This is a genomic window from Nannocystis bainbridge (genome assembly GCF_028368995.1).
GTDB classification, from domain to species: Bacteria; Myxococcota_A; Polyangia; order Nannocystales; family Nannocystaceae; genus Nannocystis; species Nannocystis bainbridge.
The window spans coordinates 125,402-142,836 of sequence record NZ_JAQNDL010000001.1 but is presented as its reverse complement, the minus strand read 5'-3'; the positions used below and the strand labels follow the sequence as shown (position 1 = coordinate 142,836).

Here is a 17,435-nt window from a genome sequence, read left to right as displayed (position 1 = left end):
GTCAACATGGTCAAGGAATTCACGCACGGCGCCCAGGTGCTGCAGGTGCTGCGAGGCGTCGACCTCACGCTCGAGCCGGGCGAGATGGTCACGATCATCGGCGCCTCGGGGGCGGGCAAGTCGACCTTGCTGCACTGCCTCGGCACGCTCGACCTGCCGACGCGCGGCAGCATCTACTTCGGCGCGACCGAAATCACCCGCCTGTCGCCGCCGGAGCTGGCCAGCTTCCGCAACCAGACGATCGGCTTCGTGTTCCAGTTCCACCACCTGCTGGCCGAGTTCACCGCGCTGGAGAACGCGATGATGCCGGCGCTGATCGGGCGCGTCCCCGTCAAGGAGGCGCGCGAGCGGGCAGGGGACATGCTCAAGGCCGTCGGCCTGTCGCACCGCCTCGCGCACCGGCCGGGCGAGCTGTCGGGCGGTGAGCAGCAGCGCGTCGCCATCGCCCGCGCGCTCGTCATGCAGCCGGCCTTGCTGCTCGCCGACGAGCCGACCGGCAACCTCGACACCCGCACCAGCGAAGAGGTGCACGATCTGCTGTTCCGCCTCAACGACGAGCGGAAGATGACGCTGCTGATCGTCACCCACAACATGGAGCTGGCGCGCCAAGTCCCGCGCCAGATCCGCATGGAAGACGGACGTCTCGTCGACGACCAGCGCGGCCCGGGCCGCGCCGGCAACGAGCGGAGCGCCGCGAAAGCCCCGTGACGGAGCGTCCCCTTCACAGCCCCGCCCGCGGAGTGCCCCTCCGCGTGCACCTGGTCCGTCGCCGCCCGCGCTCGCGCGCGCTGGCTTTGCTGGTGGCCGCGCTCATCTGTCTGTTCGGACAGGTCTCGAGCGCCATGCCCAGCATGGCCGACATCGGCAGCGAGTTCTTCTTCAAGGCCGCCGCGGCTGGTGTGCCGCAGGAGCTCTACGGCCAACCGATCGTCGACATCCGCTTCGAGGGCAACCGCCGGGTCGAGAGCGAAGCGATGATGCTCGAGCTCGAGAGCCACATCGACGCGGTGGTCAACCCGCGCAACCTGGCGACCGACATCAAGCGCCTGTGGGGCCTCGGCAAGTTCGACGACATCCGCGTCGAAGGCGAGCTGACGCCCTCGGGCGTGGTGCTCACCTACGTCGTCAAGGAGCGGCCGACGATCCGCAAGATCGTGGTCGAGGGCAACAGCAAGATCAAGCTCGACGACATCAACGAGCAGCTCGACCTCAAGCTCAACGCCATCCTCGACGTCGGCTCCGTGCGGGCCAACGTCGAGAAGGTCAAGCAGCTCTACGTCGAGAAGGGCTTCTTCCTGGCCGAGGTGACCTACGGCCTGCGCCCGGTCGAGGACGAGATCGGCAAGGTCGACATCCAGATCGTGATCAGCGAGGCGGCCGAGACCATCGTCCGCAAGATCACCTTCATCGGCAACCAAGCCTTCACCGACGACGAGCTGCGCAAGCACATGATCACGCGCGTCGGCGGCTACCTCAGCGTCGTCACGAAGAAAGCCGGCGGCGTCTTCAACAAGGAGGCGTTCGCCGGCGACTTCCAGATGTTGAAGCAGTTCTACACCGACAACGGCTACCTCGACGCCAACGTCAAGGACCCGGAGCTGAGCCTCAGCCCCGACCGTCGGTTCGTCTACGTCACCGTCCCGGTCGACGAGGGCCCGCAGTACCGCGTCGGCAAGATCCGCGCGAAGGAGGTCCTCGGGCGCGGCGAGAAGGCGCTCTACAACGAGAACGTCCTGGCCGACTCGATCAACCCCGTGATCAAGGAGGGCGACGTCGCCTCGATGGGGAAGATCCAGACGATCATCCAGGACATCGAGCGCCGCTACAAGGACGCGGGCCACGCCTACGTCAACGTCATCCCCGACGGCCGCCAGGACCGCGAGAACCTCAAGCTCTACATGACGCTCGAGGTCGGCAAGGGCCCGCTGGTCTACGTCGAGCGCATCAACATCAGCGGCAACGACAAGACCGCCGACAAGGTCATCCGCCGCGAGATGGCGCTGCGCGAGGGCGACCTCTACGCCGAGAGCGGCAAGGAGCAGTCCGAGTTCAACGCGATGCGGCTCGGCTACTTCAACCAGGTCACGATCTCGACCAGCAAGGGCAGCGCCGAGGACAAGATCGTCCTCAACGTCGAGGTGACCGAGCGCCTGACCGGCACGTTCCAGGTCGGCGCCGGCTTCAGCACGATCGAGAACTTCGTGCTGCAGGCGCAGATCCAGTACGACAACTTCCTCGGCCGCGGCACCACGGTGACCCTCGTGGCCCAGATGTCGAGCCTGCGGCGCCTGTTCAACCTCGCCTACATCACGCGCTACTTCCTCGACTCGCGCTGGAACTTCTCGTTCAACATCTTCAACTCGCGCAACGTGTTCCCCGGCTTCTCGCGTGAGAGCACCGGCGTGCGACTGTCGTGGGGTTACCCGATCCCGCGGATCCCGAACCTCATCCTGTTCGCGGGTTACTCGTTCGAGTACATCAAGGTCGGCTTCGGCAACTTCGGCTCGCTCGGCGGCTACTACGGCGGCGGCGCCGGCCTGTTCACGGGCGGCGCCTACTCGACGCTCTACAGCGGCCAGGCGCTGATCTCGAACCTCTTCAACAACGGCATCACGTCGGCGATCACGGCCAGCCTCCGCTACGACACGACCGACAACTACCTCTTCCCGACCGAGGGCATGCGCCACGAGATCCGGGCAGAGTTCGCCAACAAGTACTGGGGCTCGCAGAACCGGTTCAACCGCTACGACGCGAACTTCCGCTTCTACTTCCCGATCATCCGCAGCAAGCAGGCGTTCCGCGCCTGGTTGGTGTTCAAGACCCGCCTGCAGGTCGGCTTCATCCACAGCCCGCAGGACAAGGGCGTGCCGGTGTTCGAGCGCTACTTCCCCGGCGGCATCTTCGGCGACGGCGGCATCCGCGGCTATCGCCTGCGCAGCCTCGGCCCGGCGATCAAGGTGCTCGGCAGCTCCGACCCGACGGCGTCGCTCATCCCGTACACCATCGGCGGCAACCTGCTCACGGCCTTGAACCTCGAGCTCGAGTTCATGATGGTCCCGCCCGCCAACATCAAGGGCGTGGTCTTCATGGACATCGGCAACGCCTACAACACCGAGCCGCTGTACTGCGTCGAAGCCAACCCGGTCGAGCAGCCGAAGAGCGATCCGTGCACGCTCCTGCGTCCGGGCGCGCCGGGCTTCCTCAAGTCGCTGCGTCGCTCGGTCGGCTTCGGCTTCCGCTGGCAGTCGCCGATCGGCCCGCTGCGGTTCGAGTGGGGCTTCCCGCTCGATCGCCTGCCGCCCACCGAGTTCTATTACGGCGACGAACCGGTCGTCTTCGAGTTCAACGTCGGCAACAGCTTCTGAGAAGCCCACCAGAGCCCGGTTTGCGGCGCGCGCAGCGGCAAATCGGGTGAGCTAGGCCACACCGTGACAGCGGCTCCAGGTCCACAGACCGCATGAATGCGACTGTAAGTCCCCGCGTCCGAGGCCAGCCCGGTTGCCCCCCTGCGCGGCCCCGGCTAAGGTCCCGCCCATTATGCCCTGTACCTCGCGCGTCCTCCTCCTCGCAGCGGCACTGACAGCAAGCGTTTTCGGCGCCTCCCCGGTCGCCGCCGCGCCCGCTGCCACCGTCAACGCCCTCAAACAGGTCGCCCTCGTCGACCTGCAGCGCTGCCTGCTGGAGACCACGCAAGGCACCAAGGGCAAGAAGGACCTCGAGTCGGTGTTTGCGAAGGGTCAGTCGCAGCTCGACAAGAAGACCGAGGACCTCAAGAAGAAGTACGAGGACCTGATGGCCAAGCGGGCGATGCTCTCGGACGAAGAGATCGCCAAGCGGCAGCAAGAGCTCGTGGTCAAGGACCAGGAGCTGCAGCAGCTCTACGCCCAGCTCCAGGAGGACGTGGCGACGAAAGAGGCGCAGCTCACCGAGAAGATCTACAAGAACGTCGCGGCCATCGTGAAAGACATCGCGGCCGAGGAAGGTCTTCAGATCGTGTTGGTCCGCTCGCCGGCGACGGTCCTGTACGCCAACCCCAAGTTCGACGTCACCAACCGCGTGATCGTCGCCTACGACAAGAAGCACAAGTGACCCACCTGAAGGATCGCCCCGCCATGATTACCCCCCAGCGTCGTCTCGCTCGTCTCTTGTCCGCCGCCGCCGTCACGCTCGCCTTCGCTGGCGGCGCCGGCCTCGTCCCGGGTGCCGTCACGCCGGCTCAGGCGACCCTCCCGCAGGTCCGCGGCGTCGCCGTCGTCGACATGCAAAAGGTCCTCGCCGACACCAAGCAGGGCCAGGCCGCCCGCAAGAAGCTCGAGGACAGCTCCAAGGCCAAGCAGGAGAAGCTCGAGCAGAAGCGCAAGAAGCTCGAGGCCGACACCGGCAAGCTCAAGAGCCTCCAGGGCGACAAGCTCGCCGCCGCCGAGGAGGCGCTGCAGAAGGAGTACATGGAGATGCAGCAGATCTACATGACCATGCAGCAGGAGCTCTCGCAGCAGGAGTCGCGGGTCCTCGAGGACATCTACAAGAACTGCCAGACGATCATCGACAAGCTGGCCGCCGAGAAGAACGTCGACCTGGTGCTGATCCGCGACGACTCGACCGTGCTCTACGTCGAGCCCGGCCTCGACATCACCGCCGAGCTGGTCAAGCGCTTCAACGCCAAGTACCCCTCCTAGCGGTTCGCGTCCGCACGGCCCGGGCTCGCGCACGACGCTGCGCGGCCCGGGTTTCGCGTTTAAGCCGGCCCGACGCGCGCCCCGGGTCGTGCAGTGGGCGCGACGGCGGCGGCCTGATAAGCTACGCGCCGACCGATGCTCCTCGACGCCGTCCAGATCCAGAAGATCCTGCCGCACCGGTACCCCTTCCTCTTCATCGACCGCGTGCTGTCGGCGACGCCGAACGAGTCGATCGTGGCCCAGAAGCTCGTGTCGATCGGCGACCCGATCCTGCAGGGCCACTTCCCCGGCTTCCCGATCCTGCCCGGGGTGGTCCAGGTCGAGGCGATGGCGCAGGCCGCGGTCCTGCTGGCCAACCTGTCCGGCGTGTTCGACCCGGCGCTGCACAACTGCCTCTTCCTGGGCATCCAGGAGGCCAAGTTCCGCGCGCCGGTGGTGCCCGGCGACGTGCTGACGATCGAGGTCAAAGCCCAGCGGCTCGGGCGGATCGGCAAGTTCTCCGGCGAGACCCGCGTGGGCGAGCAGGTGAAGGCTTCGGGCGTCTTCACCGCGGTCATCGAGAAGCGCGCCGATGCCGGGGGCGCTGCGTGAAGATCTTCGCGGTGCTCGTCGCGCTGACGCTCGCATCCTGCGCGCAGCGTGACGTCCGCGGCCTCGCGCGCGCCAGCGAGGACGCCGCCGGCGCGGTGCGCCGCGGCGAGGCGAAGGAGTTGTCCGAACACGTACTCGTCGGCGCGCGCGCCCACGTCGACTACGCGGCGGTCCTCGGCGACAAGGCGGCGCGGCAGCGCTGGGCGAAGACGTTGAAGAAGCCGGCGGAGATCCGCCCGCGCGCCGTCGTGTTCCTCGCGCCCGATTCGCCGATCGACGTGCGCTGGACGCCGCGGGGCTGGGTGTTCGCGGAGGATCCGACCGTCGTGTACGACCAGTCGACGCCTCGCGCCGCTCTGCGGAGTCTGGTTCGGGCGAGCCTCCAGCGCCGCTGGGACGTGGTCCTCGGGCTCGCTCCGGAGCGCTACCGGCTCGGGCTCTCGGAGGACGATCTCCGCACGGCGTGGACCGAAGGCGAGCATGCCGACGCCTTGCAGACGGCCCGCGATCGCCTGGCCGCGCGCCTGGGCGATCCCATCGTGGCCGACGCACACGAGGCCGTCCTCGACCTGGGGAACGCCGAGGTCGCCCGACTCGAGCGGGAAGGCTCCCGCTGGGTCGTGGTCGACTTCTGAGTCAGTCGCCGCAAGCGCAGACGGGTCAGGTCGTCGCCGCCGCCGAGGCTCAATTCGAGCGTCGTAGGCGTGGTGTCAGTGTACGCCTACCGCACACTGGAACAGCGCTAAACGGCGCGAAGACAATTCTTGCCAACCACCGTGGCGGCGTTAGTCTCAAACGTAAGGTGGCGAACCAAGAATTCAGGCGCTCCGAACCGGATGGTGGGCACATCAGGGTCGAAGCTGCGGGACGAGCGAGCCACCTCGTTCGTGGGGAGGAGTGGTACTCCCCGGAGCGAGGCGGTGCAAGCGCCGATCTCGTGAGGTTTGAAACACACAGCCCGGTGGCTTATTCGGATTTCTGGCGAAAAAGGCAGGTGTTCATGCGACCAGCCCTCGAGAAGCAGAAGCAGGTCCCGACCATGAAGATCCCGGGCAAGCGGACTCCGACGCTGCAGATCGAGCTCGAACTGCCGCGGATGCCCGCGGACGAGCTCGACGAGCGGCCGCCGCTGCGCGAGCCGCCCGAGCGCGGCGTGTCCATCGTCGACTTCTACGTCTGAGGAGTTTTTCCAGCGAGGGTCGGGGTGCTTCGGGGCCGAGGCACCCCGATTTTTTTTCGCTGCGGGCGAGCGACCTCAGCCCTGTGAATCGTCGCCAGGCGCTCCGTACCGGCGTTGTGTGCTTCCCGCAGAGGGAGCCCCCTGGTAGCGTGGAGGACATGGCGCACGAGATCGAAGCAGCGGTGGATTCGACGGTAGTCCAGGACGATGCCGAGCCCATGCGGCACTCGGGTTTTCGACTGGTCGTCCTGAACGGCGAGCTCCGCGGCCGCGAGATTGATGTCACCCAGGATGTCGTCCAGCTCGGCAAGTCGCGCCAGTGCGACGTGGTGCTGCCGGACGAGTCGGTGAGCCGGATTCATGCGGAGATCCGGCGGCAGGGCGACAGCTATCGGGTCCTGGACCAGCAGTCGACGAACGGCATGTTCATCGGCGGCGTGCGGGTCAGCGACGGGTTCCTGCGGCCGGGCGATGTCCTCGGGCTCGGCAAGGTCCAGGTCCGATTCATGCCCAGGGACTCGCGTGTCGAACTTCTTCCTAGCGAAGCCGACAGCTTCGGTCCGGTCTGCGGACGCAGCCTTGCGATGCGTAAGATCTTCGGCGTCCTCGAGCGCGTAGCGGGCGCCGAGGCGACCATTCTTCTGGATGGAGAGACAGGCACCGGTAAGGCGCTGCTCGCTAGGGCCATCCACGACATTTCGCCGCGGCGCGACGGACCGTTCGTGGTCGTCGACTGTGGTGGCACGGCGGCGGCGCAACTCGAGGTCGAGCTGTTCGGCCACGAGGACCGGCGCGGCGCCTTCGAGCTGGCTCACGGCGGCACGCTGGTGTTCGACGACATCGGCGAACTGCCCGCAGACCTTCAGCCGAAGCTCACGCGTGCGCTCGAGAACGGCAAGGTCCGCCGCCACGGCGTGACCGAAGAGCTCGAGGTCGACATCCGCGTGCTGGCGACGGCGAGCCGCGGGCTGCGCGAGCAGGTCAAGTCGGGCGAGTTCCGCGAGGACCTGTACTTCCTGTTGGCGGTGGTCCACATCGAAGTGCCGGCGCTGCGCGACCGTCGCGAAGACATCCCGATGCTCATCGATCAGTTCTCGCGTCGCTTGCCGCCGGGCATGTGGCGCGCGCCGGGCCCCGAGGCGATGGCTCGCCTGGTCGGCTACGACTGGCCGGGCAACGTCCGCGAGCTCCGCAACGTGGTCGAGCGCTCGGCGTACCTGTCGCCCGACGGGGTCATCGATCTCATCACGACCGGCAACCTCGGGCGCGCCGGGCGCGAGCAGCAGGTCGCGTTCGACCCGACCCTGACCTTCCGCGAGCAGAAGGAACGCGCGGTCGAGCTGTTCGAGGAGACGTACCTGAACTGGCTGCTCCAGCGGGCCGAGGGCAACATCTCGCGGGCCGCCCGCGAGGCCGACATGGACCGCAAGTACCTGCACAAGCTGCTGCGGCGCTACGGGATCGACGCCAAGCAGTTCGCCGCCGGGCGGGGCGGGGCCGCAGGCGGGCACAGCGACAACAGCGACCCGGGCGTGTCATTGGCGTAATGGCGCGCTACCATGGCGGCGATGTCCCCCGCCGCCGAGCGCGCCCCAGTCCGTGACGACGGCGCGCGGCCCGAGCTCGCGCCCCCTTGGGTACACGCTCGCGGAGCGCTCGACCTGAGCGCGCCGCGAGTGATGGCGATCGTCAACGTCACGCCCGACAGCTTCTTCGACGGCGGCAACCTGCTCGCGCCCGCGACCGACGATCCGAGCGTCAGCGTGGCCGCGAGGTTGTGTCGCGCGTATCGCCAGCAAGGCGCCGACATCCTCGACGTCGGCGGCGAGTCGACGCGGCCGGGCGCGACGCCGGTGCCGCCCGACGTCGAGCTACGGCGCGTGCTGCCGGTGATCCGCGGGCTCGTGGGCGATCCGGAGCTGGCCGGCATGCCCATCAGCGTCGACACGCGGCACGCTTCGGTGGCCGCCGCGGCGATGGCGGCCGGGGCGGCGATCCTCAACGACGTCAGCGGGCTCGCCGATCCGGACATGGCGCGCGTCGCTGCCGACAGCGGCGCCGGCCTCGTCATCGGTCACCTGCGCGGCGAACCGGCGACGATGATGCGCGAGATCCGTTTTGAGCATGTGCTGGTCGAAGTCGCGGCCGAGCTCGCACGCGCGGTCGAGCGGGCGCTGCGAGCCGGCGTCGCCGCCGATCGCATCGCGGTCGACCCCGGCATCGGCTTCGGCAAGACCGCCGAGCACAGCGCGGCGCTGGTCGGCGCCGCCGACTACCTGATGCGAGAGACAGGTTGTCCGGTGCTCGTCGGCGCCAGTCGCAAGGCGTTCCTCGGGGTCGTCGGCGGGCGCCCTCGGCCGGTCGAGGAGCGGCTGATCGGAAGCGTGGTAGCGGCGGTCATGGCGGCGCTCGGCGGCGCGGCCGTCGTGCGGGTGCACGATGTCGCGGCCACGGCCGAGGCGCTGCGGGTGGCGTGGGCGATCCGTCACGCGTCGGCGGCGGCCGTTCGTGCGGCGGAAGGGGTCGAACGGGGGCGATGGTGACGCCGCGGGACTTCATCGAGGCGCTCACGTGGCGCGACGGGCTCGACTTCGGGATCTTGCTGATCCTGGTCTACGCGGCGTTGCGCCTGCTCCAAGGGACACGTGCGGTCCCGGTGCTGCTGTCGGTCGCCGTGTTCGGGGGCATCGCCGCGGCCGCGAGCGCGCTCGACATGGTCGCGGTGGCGGCGCTGGTCCGCTACTTCCTCGAGTACGTCATCATCATCCTGATCGTGGTGTTCCATCAGGAGCTGCGGCGGATCTTGCTGCACATGGGCCAGCGGCTGCTGCCGCAGGGCCACCGCGACGCGGCTCGCAGCGCCGTCAGCGAGCTGGTGGTGGCGTGCGAGCGGCTGCAGCGCGCGCGGCTCGGGGCGCTGTTCATCCTCCAGGGCGAGATCGACGTCCTCGACGTCGTCAGCGATCGCGGCCGTGAGATCGACGCGTCACTGCACGCCGACACTCTGGTGGCGCTGCTGATCCCGTTCTCGATCAACCTCACGCACGACGGCGCCGTGTTGATTCAGAACCTGCGGATCGCCCGCGCCGGCGTGATCTGCCCGTTGACGCAGCGCGACCGGCTCGACCCGGCGTTCGGCACGCGCCACCGCGGCGCCATCGGCGTCAGCGAGGAGAGCGACGCGCTGGTCGTCGTGCTCAGCGAGGAGCGCGGCGAGCTCCGCACCGTGCACCGCGGCGCCATCTCCGAGTCGCTCACGCCCGAGCAGCTCGAGGAGCGGATCACCCGCTGGCTCGATCAACCGCGCGCCGAGGCCTCGCGCCCGGCTCCGCCGACCGAGACCCTCGCGGCCGCCAAGGGCGCGGCGCGCAGCTACATGGACCTGCGCAAGTCGGGCGACAGCGGCAGCGACATGACCTCCGTGCGCCGCCGCGGCAGCAAGGAAGGTCCGGTCGACGAGAAGTGGAACGACAACGACTTCCTGCACGCGCCGTCGGTCACCGACTTCTCGTCGGCGCGCAAGGGAGGTGAGGGGTGACGCGCGCGCTGAAGTGGCTCTACGGGGCCCTCTTCAACCATCTGCTGACCAAGCTGACGGCGCTGATCCTCGCCAGCGGGTTTTTCATCTTCACGCGCGACGACGTCACGCGGCGCTTCACGATCCCGCTCAAGGCCAACGCCGATCCGCGGCGCGTGCTGCAGACCAAGCTGCCCGAGACGGTGACCGTGGAGCTGCATGGGTCGTGGGCGCGGATGAATCGGCTCTCGGGCCACGACCTCGGCAGCGCCCAGATCGACCTCGCGGGCGCGCGCCCGGGGCCGCTCGAGCTCGACCCGGCCACGATCGTGATGCCGCCGGGGGTGATCTTCCGCGGCATGGACTACGAGAAGGTCGACCTCCGCTTCGACCCGGTGATCGAGCGCGCGGTGCTCATCAGCGCCGCGGTGCGTGGCCTGGTCCACCCCGACTACGAGCACACCGGCACGCGCGTCGATCCGCCGCGCTGGCGGGTCCACGGCGGCAGCAAGATCGTCGGCGAGCTGGCCAACCTCAACACCGACCCGATCGACGTCAGCGGGGCCACCGCCGACGTCGAGATGGTGGTCGGGCTCGGGCAGCTGCGCGAGGGCGCCGAGTACACGGGCGTGACGCCGGGCGAGGTGCCGAAGGTGACGGTGTCGGTGGCGATCCGTCCCAAGCTCAGCGAGCGGCGCTACGAAATTCCGCTGACCTGGCCGGTCGACCAGGAGCCGCCGTTCGGCGCGCCGCTCAAGGTCGCGGCGGTGGTGCGCGGGCCGGTGCCGTCGCTGCGGCAGATCGACGCGATCCCGAGCGCGGTGGTCTCGACGGTGCAGCTGCAAAAGCCGCAGGACGACGCGCCGGCCGGCGCCGTGCTGGTCGATCTCGGCCTGTCCGAGGCGGTCCCGCCGGCGCTCCGTGCCAACCTGACCTTGGAGCCAGGTCACGAGCGGATCATCCTCCCGCCGCCGCCCGCCGAAAAGCCGCTGGACGGGCCGAGTCGCGGCCATTAAACAGGTGCGCATGGCGAACGAGCGGCGGTTGTTCGGCACCGACGGGATCCGCGGCCCCGCGGGCGTCCCGCCGATGACCCCTGATATCGCGCTGCGGCTGGGCATGGCCGTCGCAGCCCACTTCGGGCGACGCGGCAGCATCGTCATCGGCAAGGACACGCGGCTGTCGGGCTACATGTTCGAGACGGCGCTGGCCGCCGGCGTGTGTGCGATCGGAGCCGAGGTGCTGCTGGTCGGTCCGCTGCCGACGCCCGGCATCGCCTACATCACGCGGTCGATGCGGGCCGACGCCGGCGTCGTCATCTCGGCCAGCCACAACCAGTTCGCCGACAACGGCATCAAGCTGTTCGCGGCCGACGGCTTCAAGCTGCCCGACGACGTCGAGGCGCACCTCGAGCAGCTGATGGAGCCCGGCGCGGTCGACGATCGGGTCGCTCGCGGGCGCGACATCGGCAGGGCCGCGCGCATCGACGACGCGGCCGGCCGCTACCTGACCCACCTCAAGCAGGGCTTCCCGTCGTCGCTCGCGCTCGACGGCCTCACGATCGTGGTCGACTGCGCCCACGGGGCCGCCTACAAGGTCGCGCCCACGGTGCTGCGCGAGCTCGGCGCGACGGTGATCCCGATCGGCGTGACCCCCGACGGCGTCAACATCAACGACGCGTGCGGCGCGGTGCACCCGCAGGCGATGTGCCGCGCGGTGGTCGAGAGCGGGGCCGACCTCGGCATCGCGCTCGACGGCGACGCCGACCGCGTGGTCTTCAGCGACGCCCGCGGCAACGTGGTCGACGGCGACGCGATCCTGGCGATGTGCGCGATCGACATGCACGCCCGTGGGGCCCTGCGCGGGGACGCGGTGGTGGCGACGGTGATGTCCAACATGGGCCTCGCGCGCTGCCTGGCCGGCCACGGGATCGGTCTGGTGCGCACGCCGGTGGGCGACCGCTACGTGGTCGAGTCGATGCTCCAGGGCGCGTACAACCTCGGCGGCGAGCAGTCGGGCCACGTGGTCTTCCTCGACCACGGGACGACCGGCGACGGCATGGTCGCGGCCCTGCAGGTGCTGGCGATCATGCAGCGCAGCGGGCGTCCGCTGGCCGACCTGGCCGGGGTGATGACGCGCTATCCGCAGCTGCTCAAGGCGATCCCGGTGGCGCGCAAGGTCCCGCTCGATCTGCTGCCGGAGCTCGGCGCGGCTGTGCGCGGGGCCGAGGCCGAGCTCGGGGACGACGGCCGCGTGCTGGTCCGCTACTCGGGCACCGAGTCGAGCCTGCGCGTCATGCTCGAGGGTCCCGACCTGGCCCGGCTCGAGCAGCTGGCCGAGCGCATCGACGAGGTCGCCCGGCGCGAGCTGGCGGCGCCGTAGTCGGATCTGTCCTCGGGGACATGCTCCGGCGAGCATGTCCGAAGTGACATGTCGATGTGGGCATGTCCGTGAGAGCAGGTGATGGCGGGGCTGCGCCCGGAGCGAGCGCGGCAAGGCCCGCGGCCCTGGCCGGGAGGGCCGGGGACGCGGGCCTGCGTCGTTCTGGTTCACGGGCGGCTCGCCCGCGCCTCGCCGTCAGACCTTGAGGTTCTGCAGCGGGCCGACGCCGTCGTCGCCGAAGCCCGCCATCGGCACGCCGAACATCTCGCCGATCGAGATGAACAGGTTGGACAGCGGCGGGGCCTCGCCGTACTTCACGTGGCGCCCGGGGGTGATCTTGCCGCCGGCGCCGCCGGCCAGCAGCACCGGCAGGTTGTTGTGGTTGTGGGCGTTGCCGTCGCTGATCTCCGACGACAGGAACACCACGCAGTTGTCGAGCAGGGTGCCCTCGCCCTCGGGCGAGGCCTTGAGCTTCTGCAGCAGCTTGGCGAACTGGACCATCTCCCAGCGATCGATGATCTCGAGCTTGGCGAAGTTGTCCGGGCTGTCCATGTGGTGCGAGATCTCGTGGTGCGAGCCCGCGGCGCCGATGAACGAGTAGTCGCGGTAGCTGCCCGCGTTCTCGAGCATGAAGGTGACGACGCGGGTCTGGTCGCACTGGAACGCCAGCACCATCAGCTCGGTCATGAGGTCGACGTGGGTCGTGAAGTCCGGGTAGGCGCCCGAGAACATCGCCGGCAGCTCGCACACCGCCTCGGTGTTCTCGGCGGTGAGGCGCTTCTCGAGGTCGCGCAGGCCGGTGAGGTACTGGTCTAGCTTGTCGCGGTCGGTCTTGCCGAGCTTGGTCTGCAGCGACTCGACCTGGCCTGTTGCGTAGTCGATGACACTGATCCGGTTGCTGCGCCGCTTGGCCTGCTCCTCGGCGGTCGCCTCGGGGTCGAAGCCGGAGAACAGCAGGTCGAAGATGACCTGCGGGTCGTAGAGCTTCGGCAGCGGGGTCTTGGCGTCGGCCCACGAGATGTTGCTGGTGTAGGCGCAGCTGTAGCCGCTGTCGCAGTTGCCCATGGTCGCGCCGTTGGCGGTCCCGAACTGCAGCGAGCGGTGCGGCGTGGCCTCGCCGATGGCGTTGGCGAGCACCTGGTCGATCGAGATGTCGTTGTTGATGTCGGTCTCGGACTTGGTGACGTGGGTGCAGGTCAAGAACGCCGAGGTGCCGCCGGCGTGGTCGCCCGGGCCCTCGGGCTTGGCGGGCAGGTTCTGCAGCCCGCTCAGGACCAGCACGTCGCCCTTGAGGTCGACCATGGCCTGCGGGTCGACCAGCGGCGAGAGGATCGGCGTGATCTCGAAGCCCGGTCCTTCGGTCGCGGGCGTCCACGACTGCATGTGGATCCCGTTGGGGAGGTAATAGAAGAGGGCGCGCAGCGGCGGGGGTTCGGGGTCGGCCCCGCGAGCCCGGCGAACGACGGGCGCGAGCGACTCCAGCCAGGGCAGGGCGATGAGCGCACCAGCCCCGCCCAGGAGGGTACGGCGCGAGAGAGAAATGCGACGCGGCATCGTGATGTCTCCGGAGTTTGGGGTAGTGGGCTTCACATCGCGGGGTCGCCGCGGCGCATGCGGAACGGCTCGCTGGTGACGAGCGAGACGACGAGGTCGGAGAAGCGACGGTCGTTGGCCGAGAAGGTCTCGGTGGCCTCGTCGAGGTACGGGATGTCCTTCACCGCGACGGCGCGACCGAGCGCGTAGATGAAGGTCTTGCGGGTGATGCAGCGCAAGAAGTCGGGCTCGTCGGCGATCAGCGTCTGCATCTCGAGCCCGTCGGCGAACGGGGTGCTGTTGGGCAGCGTGCCCGAGGGGTCGATCGGCAGGCCGTTGTCGAGGTCGCGCCAGGCGCCGAGCGGGTCGTAGTGCTCGAGGCCGAAGCCGAGTGGGTCCATGGTGACGTGGCAGCCGATGCACTCGGGCTTCTCGCGGTGCGCCTCGAGGATCTCGCGCTGGGTCTTGCCCTCGATCGGGTTCAGCTTGGTGTCGACGCCCGGCGGCGGCGGCGGCGGGACCTGACACAGCAGGCTCTCGAGCACCCACTTGCCGCGCTTGACCGGCGAGGTGTGGTCGGCGTGCGAGAGCACCGTCATCAGGCCGGCCTTGTTGAGGATGCCCTGGAACGGCAGGTCGCCGAAGTCGACCGGGGCGAACTCGGCCCCGAACTGGCCCTCGATGCCGTAGTGCCCGGCGAGCGTGGCGTCGACGAAGGTGTCGGTGGCCGTGAGCATCTCGAGCATGTCGCGGTCCTCGGAGAAGAACGCCTCGGCGAACAGGCGCATCTCGGTCCGCATCGACGCGCGCATGGCGTCGTTCCACTGCGGGTACATCGCCACGTCCTTGAAGGCGACGGCGATGTTGCGGATCAGCCACCACTGACCGGCGAAGTTGTCGATGAGGGCGCGGGCGCGGTCGTCGGCGAGCATGCGCCGGGCCTGGGTCTCGAGCACCTCCGGGTCCTCGAGGTTGCCGGCCGCCGCGGCGGCGAACAGCTCGTCGTCGGGCATGCTGCTCCACAGGAAGTAGGAGAGGCGCGAGGCGAGCTCGAAGTCGTCGAGCGGGTGCGGCGTGAGATCGGTCGGCGCCGGGTCGAGCTCGACGCGGAAGATGAAGTACGGCGAGACGAGGACGGCCTGGAGGGCGATGCGCAGGCCCGACTCCCAGGTGTCGCCGGCGCCCTTGGCGTCGCTGACGAACTTCATCAGCGCGTCGAGCTCGGCGCCGGTGACCGCGCGTCGCCAGGCGCGCTCGGTGAACCTGCTCAAGATCTGGCGCAGACAGACCTCTTCGCCGTCGACGTTCGGGTCGCACACCATGATGCGCGTGCGCTGCGGGTTGTCGCCGTCGGGCAGGTTGATCGGGCCCTCGACCTTGAACCAGTCGACCAGCAGGTTGCGGTCGGCCATGTTCGGCTCGTCGTAGAAGTCGTTGGTGAACTCGACCGCGAACTTGTGCACGCCGGCGGTGGCGTCGATCTCGATCTCGTAGACCTGGGCGCCGTTCTGCACCGCCTCGACGTCGAACATCGCCACCGGCGCCTGGTCGACGGTGAGGTTCATGTGCGGCAGGTCGGGCCCGGCCTGCTGGCCCCACACGCGGGCGCTGAATTTGTACTGGCCGTCGTAGGGCAGCTCGATGGTCTGGTACACCTCGCCGTTGCTGTAGAGGTTCCAGGCCTCGCCGCTGGCGCCGCCGACCGAGGCGAGCGCGTCTTCGGCCTCGATCTGCCAGGTGCCCGGGTCGGTGATCGGGATCTCCATCGCCTCGAGGATCAGACCCTCGGCGGCCCGCTCATAGAGCTCGGCCTGCAGCGGCGAGAGGCTGAGGACGTCGGAGATGTTGTCGAAGCCGAGGCCGAAGTCGTCGGCGGGGAAGCTGTCGGCCGGCCGCTGCGCGGTGCCGAGAAGGTCCCGGACGGTGTTGTTGTACTCGGTGCGGTTGAGCCGGTGAACGGTGACGCGGCCAGGGTCCGCGGCGTCGCCGTCCTCGGTCGGATCGCCGGCCGTCGGATCTTCGGTCTCGCCCGCGGTGGCCTCGGTGGGCCCGCCGGACGGCGCAGTCATCGACGTGTTACCAGTCGCGGTCGGGTCGTCGGTGTCGTTGGCGTTCGGGCTGCTCGGACAGCCCGCGAGCCACACAATCCCGAGCGCGGCACCGAACCAGGGGCGGTGGGTTTGCCTCGTCATCAGAGCCTCGATGCGGCAATGCTCGCCGGCTGTCAACTGACGCCGATTGCCCGCACCCGCGAGCGACACACGAACACGCGGGATCGCGCCGCGCAGGCCCGGGCCAGCCCGATCGAGGGCTCGGCCTTGCACGGGTGCGGGGCCCACGAGTAACTTGAAGTGCATATGTTACTCGCTTGTAGACGGTGGGGGCTCGTGGCACGAGGGCTTGTTTTTGCGCACCTCGTGAGCGGCTGCTTCGCGATCAAGATCGATACGACCGACACCATTTCGACCTCCATCACCACCGATACGCTGACCGATACGCTGACCGATACGCTGCCGACGACGATCGATCCGCCGACGACCGAGACGACGATCGACCCGACGACGATCGACCCGACGACGATCGACCCGACGACGATCGACCCGACGACGATCGATCCGACCTTCACGACCGTGTTCACCGACCCCACCATCGGGCCGACGTCGTTCACGGTGACGGTGACGACCGAGCCGCCCGCCGACTGCGGCAACGGGACCATCGAGGACGGCGAGGAGTGCGACGACGGCAACGCTTCGGACACCGACGACTGCCCGACGACCTGCAAGGAAGCGCGCTGCGGCGACGGCTTCGTCCGCGCGGGGACCGAGGCGTGTGACGACAAGATCAACGACAACAGCTACGAGGGCTGCGCGCCCGGCTGCTCGGCGCTCGCGCCCCGCTGCGGCGACAACGTGCTACAGGCGGCCGAGGGCGAGCTGTGCGACGACGGCAATGCGACGCCCGGCGACGGCTGCAACGGGTGCGTGACCGAGGACCTACCAGGCGAGTGCGGGCAGGCGGTCGCGCTGGCGCAGCCGGGGCGCAACGTGGCGTCGCAGATCGAGGAGGTCGAGTGCGACCTGGATCTGCCGGCCGAGGGCCAGTGGTCGCGCTTCGTCGGCTCGGCCGGGCGGCGCATGCCGACCACGGCGCCGCCGCAGTTCTCGTGCGGGACGCACGCGCCCGGGTGGCTCAGCGGGACCGATCCGGGCCCCGCCGACGGGGTGGTGGCGCGCGAGGTCTGCTTCCACTGGGAGGGCGAGAGCTGCCACTTCAAGGTCCCGATCGCGGTGCAGAATTGCGGGCCGTTCGTGATGTACAAGCTGCCTGCGCCGCCGACCTGCGCGCTGCGCTACTGCGGGGTCGACTGAGCGACGGGCCGGCGCGCGCTCCGGAGGCGCGACGCGCGTGACAGGAGCATGGCCCCCGGGACATGCGCATGAGAGCATGTCTTCATGCGCATGCTCTTCGAGACATGTTCGATAGAACATGTCTCGAAGTACGGCCGGCAGGTCGATACAGGCCGACCGGCTGCCAGACGCGGGCCGAAGCGGCGGGC

At 69.0% G+C, this 17,435-nt stretch carries 15 protein-coding genes; 13 read left to right on the top strand and 2 right to left on the bottom strand.

Features of this window, described 5'->3' with window-relative positions:
- Nucleotides 1–6 precede the first annotated feature (6 nt).
- The 12 genes from POL25_RS00570 (at nt 7) to glmM (ending at nt 12,346) form a co-directional block, all read left to right on the top strand.
- Nucleotides 7–708: an ABC transporter ATP-binding protein gene (locus POL25_RS00570; protein WP_272087228.1), complete on the top strand. Its 702-nt coding sequence runs from the start codon at nt 7–9 to the stop codon at nt 706–708.
- 44 nt (nt 709–752) lie between these two features.
- On the top strand, nt 753–3,365 hold the full coding sequence (gene bamA / locus POL25_RS00565; RefSeq protein WP_272083667.1) for an outer membrane protein assembly factor BamA: 2,613 nt from the start codon (nt 753–755) through the stop codon (nt 3,363–3,365).
- A 172-nt stretch (nt 3,366–3,537) separates the two neighbouring features.
- Nucleotides 3,538–4,089 carry an OmpH/Skp family outer membrane protein gene (locus tag POL25_RS00560; protein WP_272083666.1) on the top strand — a complete coding sequence of 184 codons (552 nt, stop codon included), beginning with the start codon at nt 3,538–3,540 and terminating at the stop codon, nt 4,087–4,089.
- Between the two features lie 56 nt (nt 4,090–4,145).
- Nucleotides 4,146–4,676 carry an OmpH/Skp family outer membrane protein gene (locus POL25_RS00555; RefSeq protein WP_272083665.1) on the top strand — a complete coding sequence of 177 codons (531 nt, stop codon included), beginning with the start codon at nt 4,146–4,148 and terminating at the stop codon, nt 4,674–4,676.
- 135 nt (nt 4,677–4,811) lie between these two features.
- Entirely contained in the window at nt 4,812–5,267 is a 456-nt protein-coding gene (gene fabZ, locus POL25_RS00550; protein ID WP_272083664.1) for a 3-hydroxyacyl-ACP dehydratase FabZ, read from the top strand.
- Nucleotides 5,264–5,902 (top strand): hypothetical protein, encoded by a 639-nt coding sequence (locus POL25_RS00545; protein WP_272083663.1) that lies wholly within the window; start codon nt 5,264–5,266, stop codon nt 5,900–5,902. Before fabZ ends, POL25_RS00545 begins: the two co-directional genes overlap by 4 nt.
- Nucleotides 5,903–6,267: 365 nt before the next feature.
- Nucleotides 6,268–6,447: a hypothetical protein gene (locus tag POL25_RS00540; protein ID WP_272083662.1), complete on the top strand. Its 180-nt coding sequence runs from the start codon at nt 6,268–6,270 to the stop codon at nt 6,445–6,447.
- A gap of 158 nt (nt 6,448–6,605) precedes the next feature.
- The gene (locus POL25_RS00535) at nt 6,606–7,994 is read left to right on the top strand and encodes an FHA and sigma-54 interaction domain-containing protein (protein WP_267680006.1); all 1,389 of its coding nucleotides are present in this window, start codon (nt 6,606–6,608) and stop codon (nt 7,992–7,994) included.
- 21 nt (nt 7,995–8,015) lie between these two features.
- Nucleotides 8,016–8,990, top strand: coding sequence for a dihydropteroate synthase (gene folP, locus POL25_RS00530; protein WP_272083661.1), 975 nt, complete (start codon nt 8,016–8,018; stop codon nt 8,988–8,990).
- Nucleotides 8,984–9,985 (top strand): diadenylate cyclase, encoded by a 1,002-nt coding sequence (locus POL25_RS00525; RefSeq protein WP_272083660.1) that lies wholly within the window; start codon nt 8,984–8,986, stop codon nt 9,983–9,985. Before folP ends, POL25_RS00525 begins: the two co-directional genes overlap by 7 nt.
- Nucleotides 9,982–10,980 (top strand): YbbR-like domain-containing protein, encoded by a 999-nt coding sequence (locus tag POL25_RS00520; RefSeq protein ID WP_272083659.1) that lies wholly within the window; start codon nt 9,982–9,984, stop codon nt 10,978–10,980. The genes POL25_RS00525 and POL25_RS00520 overlap by 4 nt, the downstream gene beginning before the upstream one ends.
- A 10-nt stretch (nt 10,981–10,990) precedes the next feature.
- Nucleotides 10,991–12,346, top strand: a complete 1,356-nt coding sequence (gene glmM, locus POL25_RS00515) for a phosphoglucosamine mutase (RefSeq protein ID WP_276593651.1) — start codon at nt 10,991–10,993, stop codon at nt 12,344–12,346.
- Between the two features lie 195 nt (nt 12,347–12,541).
- Here glmM and POL25_RS00510 read toward each other — a convergent pair whose 3' ends face one another.
- Both POL25_RS00510 and POL25_RS00505 read right to left on the bottom strand, forming a co-directional pair.
- A complete protein-coding gene (locus POL25_RS00510) occupies nt 12,542–13,900 on the bottom strand; it encodes a DUF1552 domain-containing protein (protein ID WP_272083658.1) in 1,359 nt (452 codons plus the stop codon).
- A gap of 32 nt (nt 13,901–13,932) precedes the next feature.
- Complete coding sequence (locus POL25_RS00505) at nt 13,933–15,948, bottom strand: DUF1592 domain-containing protein (RefSeq protein WP_272083657.1); 2,016 nt, start codon at nt 15,946–15,948, stop codon at nt 13,933–13,935.
- Between the two features lie 348 nt (nt 15,949–16,296).
- Between POL25_RS00505 and POL25_RS00500 the strand changes: the two genes are divergently transcribed.
- Nucleotides 16,297–17,247 carry a DUF4215 domain-containing protein gene (locus tag POL25_RS00500; protein WP_272083656.1) on the top strand — a complete coding sequence of 317 codons (951 nt, stop codon included), beginning with the start codon at nt 16,297–16,299 and terminating at the stop codon, nt 17,245–17,247.
- Nucleotides 17,248–17,435 lie beyond the last annotated feature (188 nt).

What these genes read in the sequence shown, in the direction of transcription:
- POL25_RS00570 (WP_272087228.1), top strand. Translation starts at nt 7, where the DNA reads ATGGTCAAGGAATTCACGCACGGCGCCCAGGTGCTGCAGGTGCTGCGA.
- POL25_RS00560 (WP_272083666.1), top strand. Translation starts at nt 3,538, where the DNA reads ATGCCCTGTACCTCGCGCGTCCTCCTCCTCGCAGCGGCACTGACAGCA.
- fabZ (WP_272083664.1), top strand. Translation starts at nt 4,812, where the DNA reads ATGCTCCTCGACGCCGTCCAGATCCAGAAGATCCTGCCGCACCGGTAC.
- POL25_RS00540 (WP_272083662.1), top strand. Translation starts at nt 6,268, where the DNA reads ATGCGACCAGCCCTCGAGAAGCAGAAGCAGGTCCCGACCATGAAGATC.
- POL25_RS00535 (WP_267680006.1), top strand. Translation starts at nt 6,606, where the DNA reads ATGGCGCACGAGATCGAAGCAGCGGTGGATTCGACGGTAGTCCAGGAC.
- folP (WP_272083661.1), top strand. Translation starts at nt 8,016, where the DNA reads ATGTCCCCCGCCGCCGAGCGCGCCCCAGTCCGTGACGACGGCGCGCGG.
- POL25_RS00525 (WP_272083660.1), top strand. Translation starts at nt 8,984, where the DNA reads ATGGTGACGCCGCGGGACTTCATCGAGGCGCTCACGTGGCGCGACGGG.
- glmM (WP_276593651.1), top strand. Translation starts at nt 10,991, where the DNA reads ATGGCGAACGAGCGGCGGTTGTTCGGCACCGACGGGATCCGCGGCCCC.
- POL25_RS00510 (WP_272083658.1), bottom strand. Translation starts at nt 13,900, where the DNA reads ATGCCGCGTCGCATTTCTCTCTCGCGCCGTACCCTCCTGGGCGGGGCT.
- POL25_RS00505 (WP_272083657.1), bottom strand. Translation starts at nt 15,948, where the DNA reads ATGACTGCGCCGTCCGGCGGGCCCACCGAGGCCACCGCGGGCGAGACC.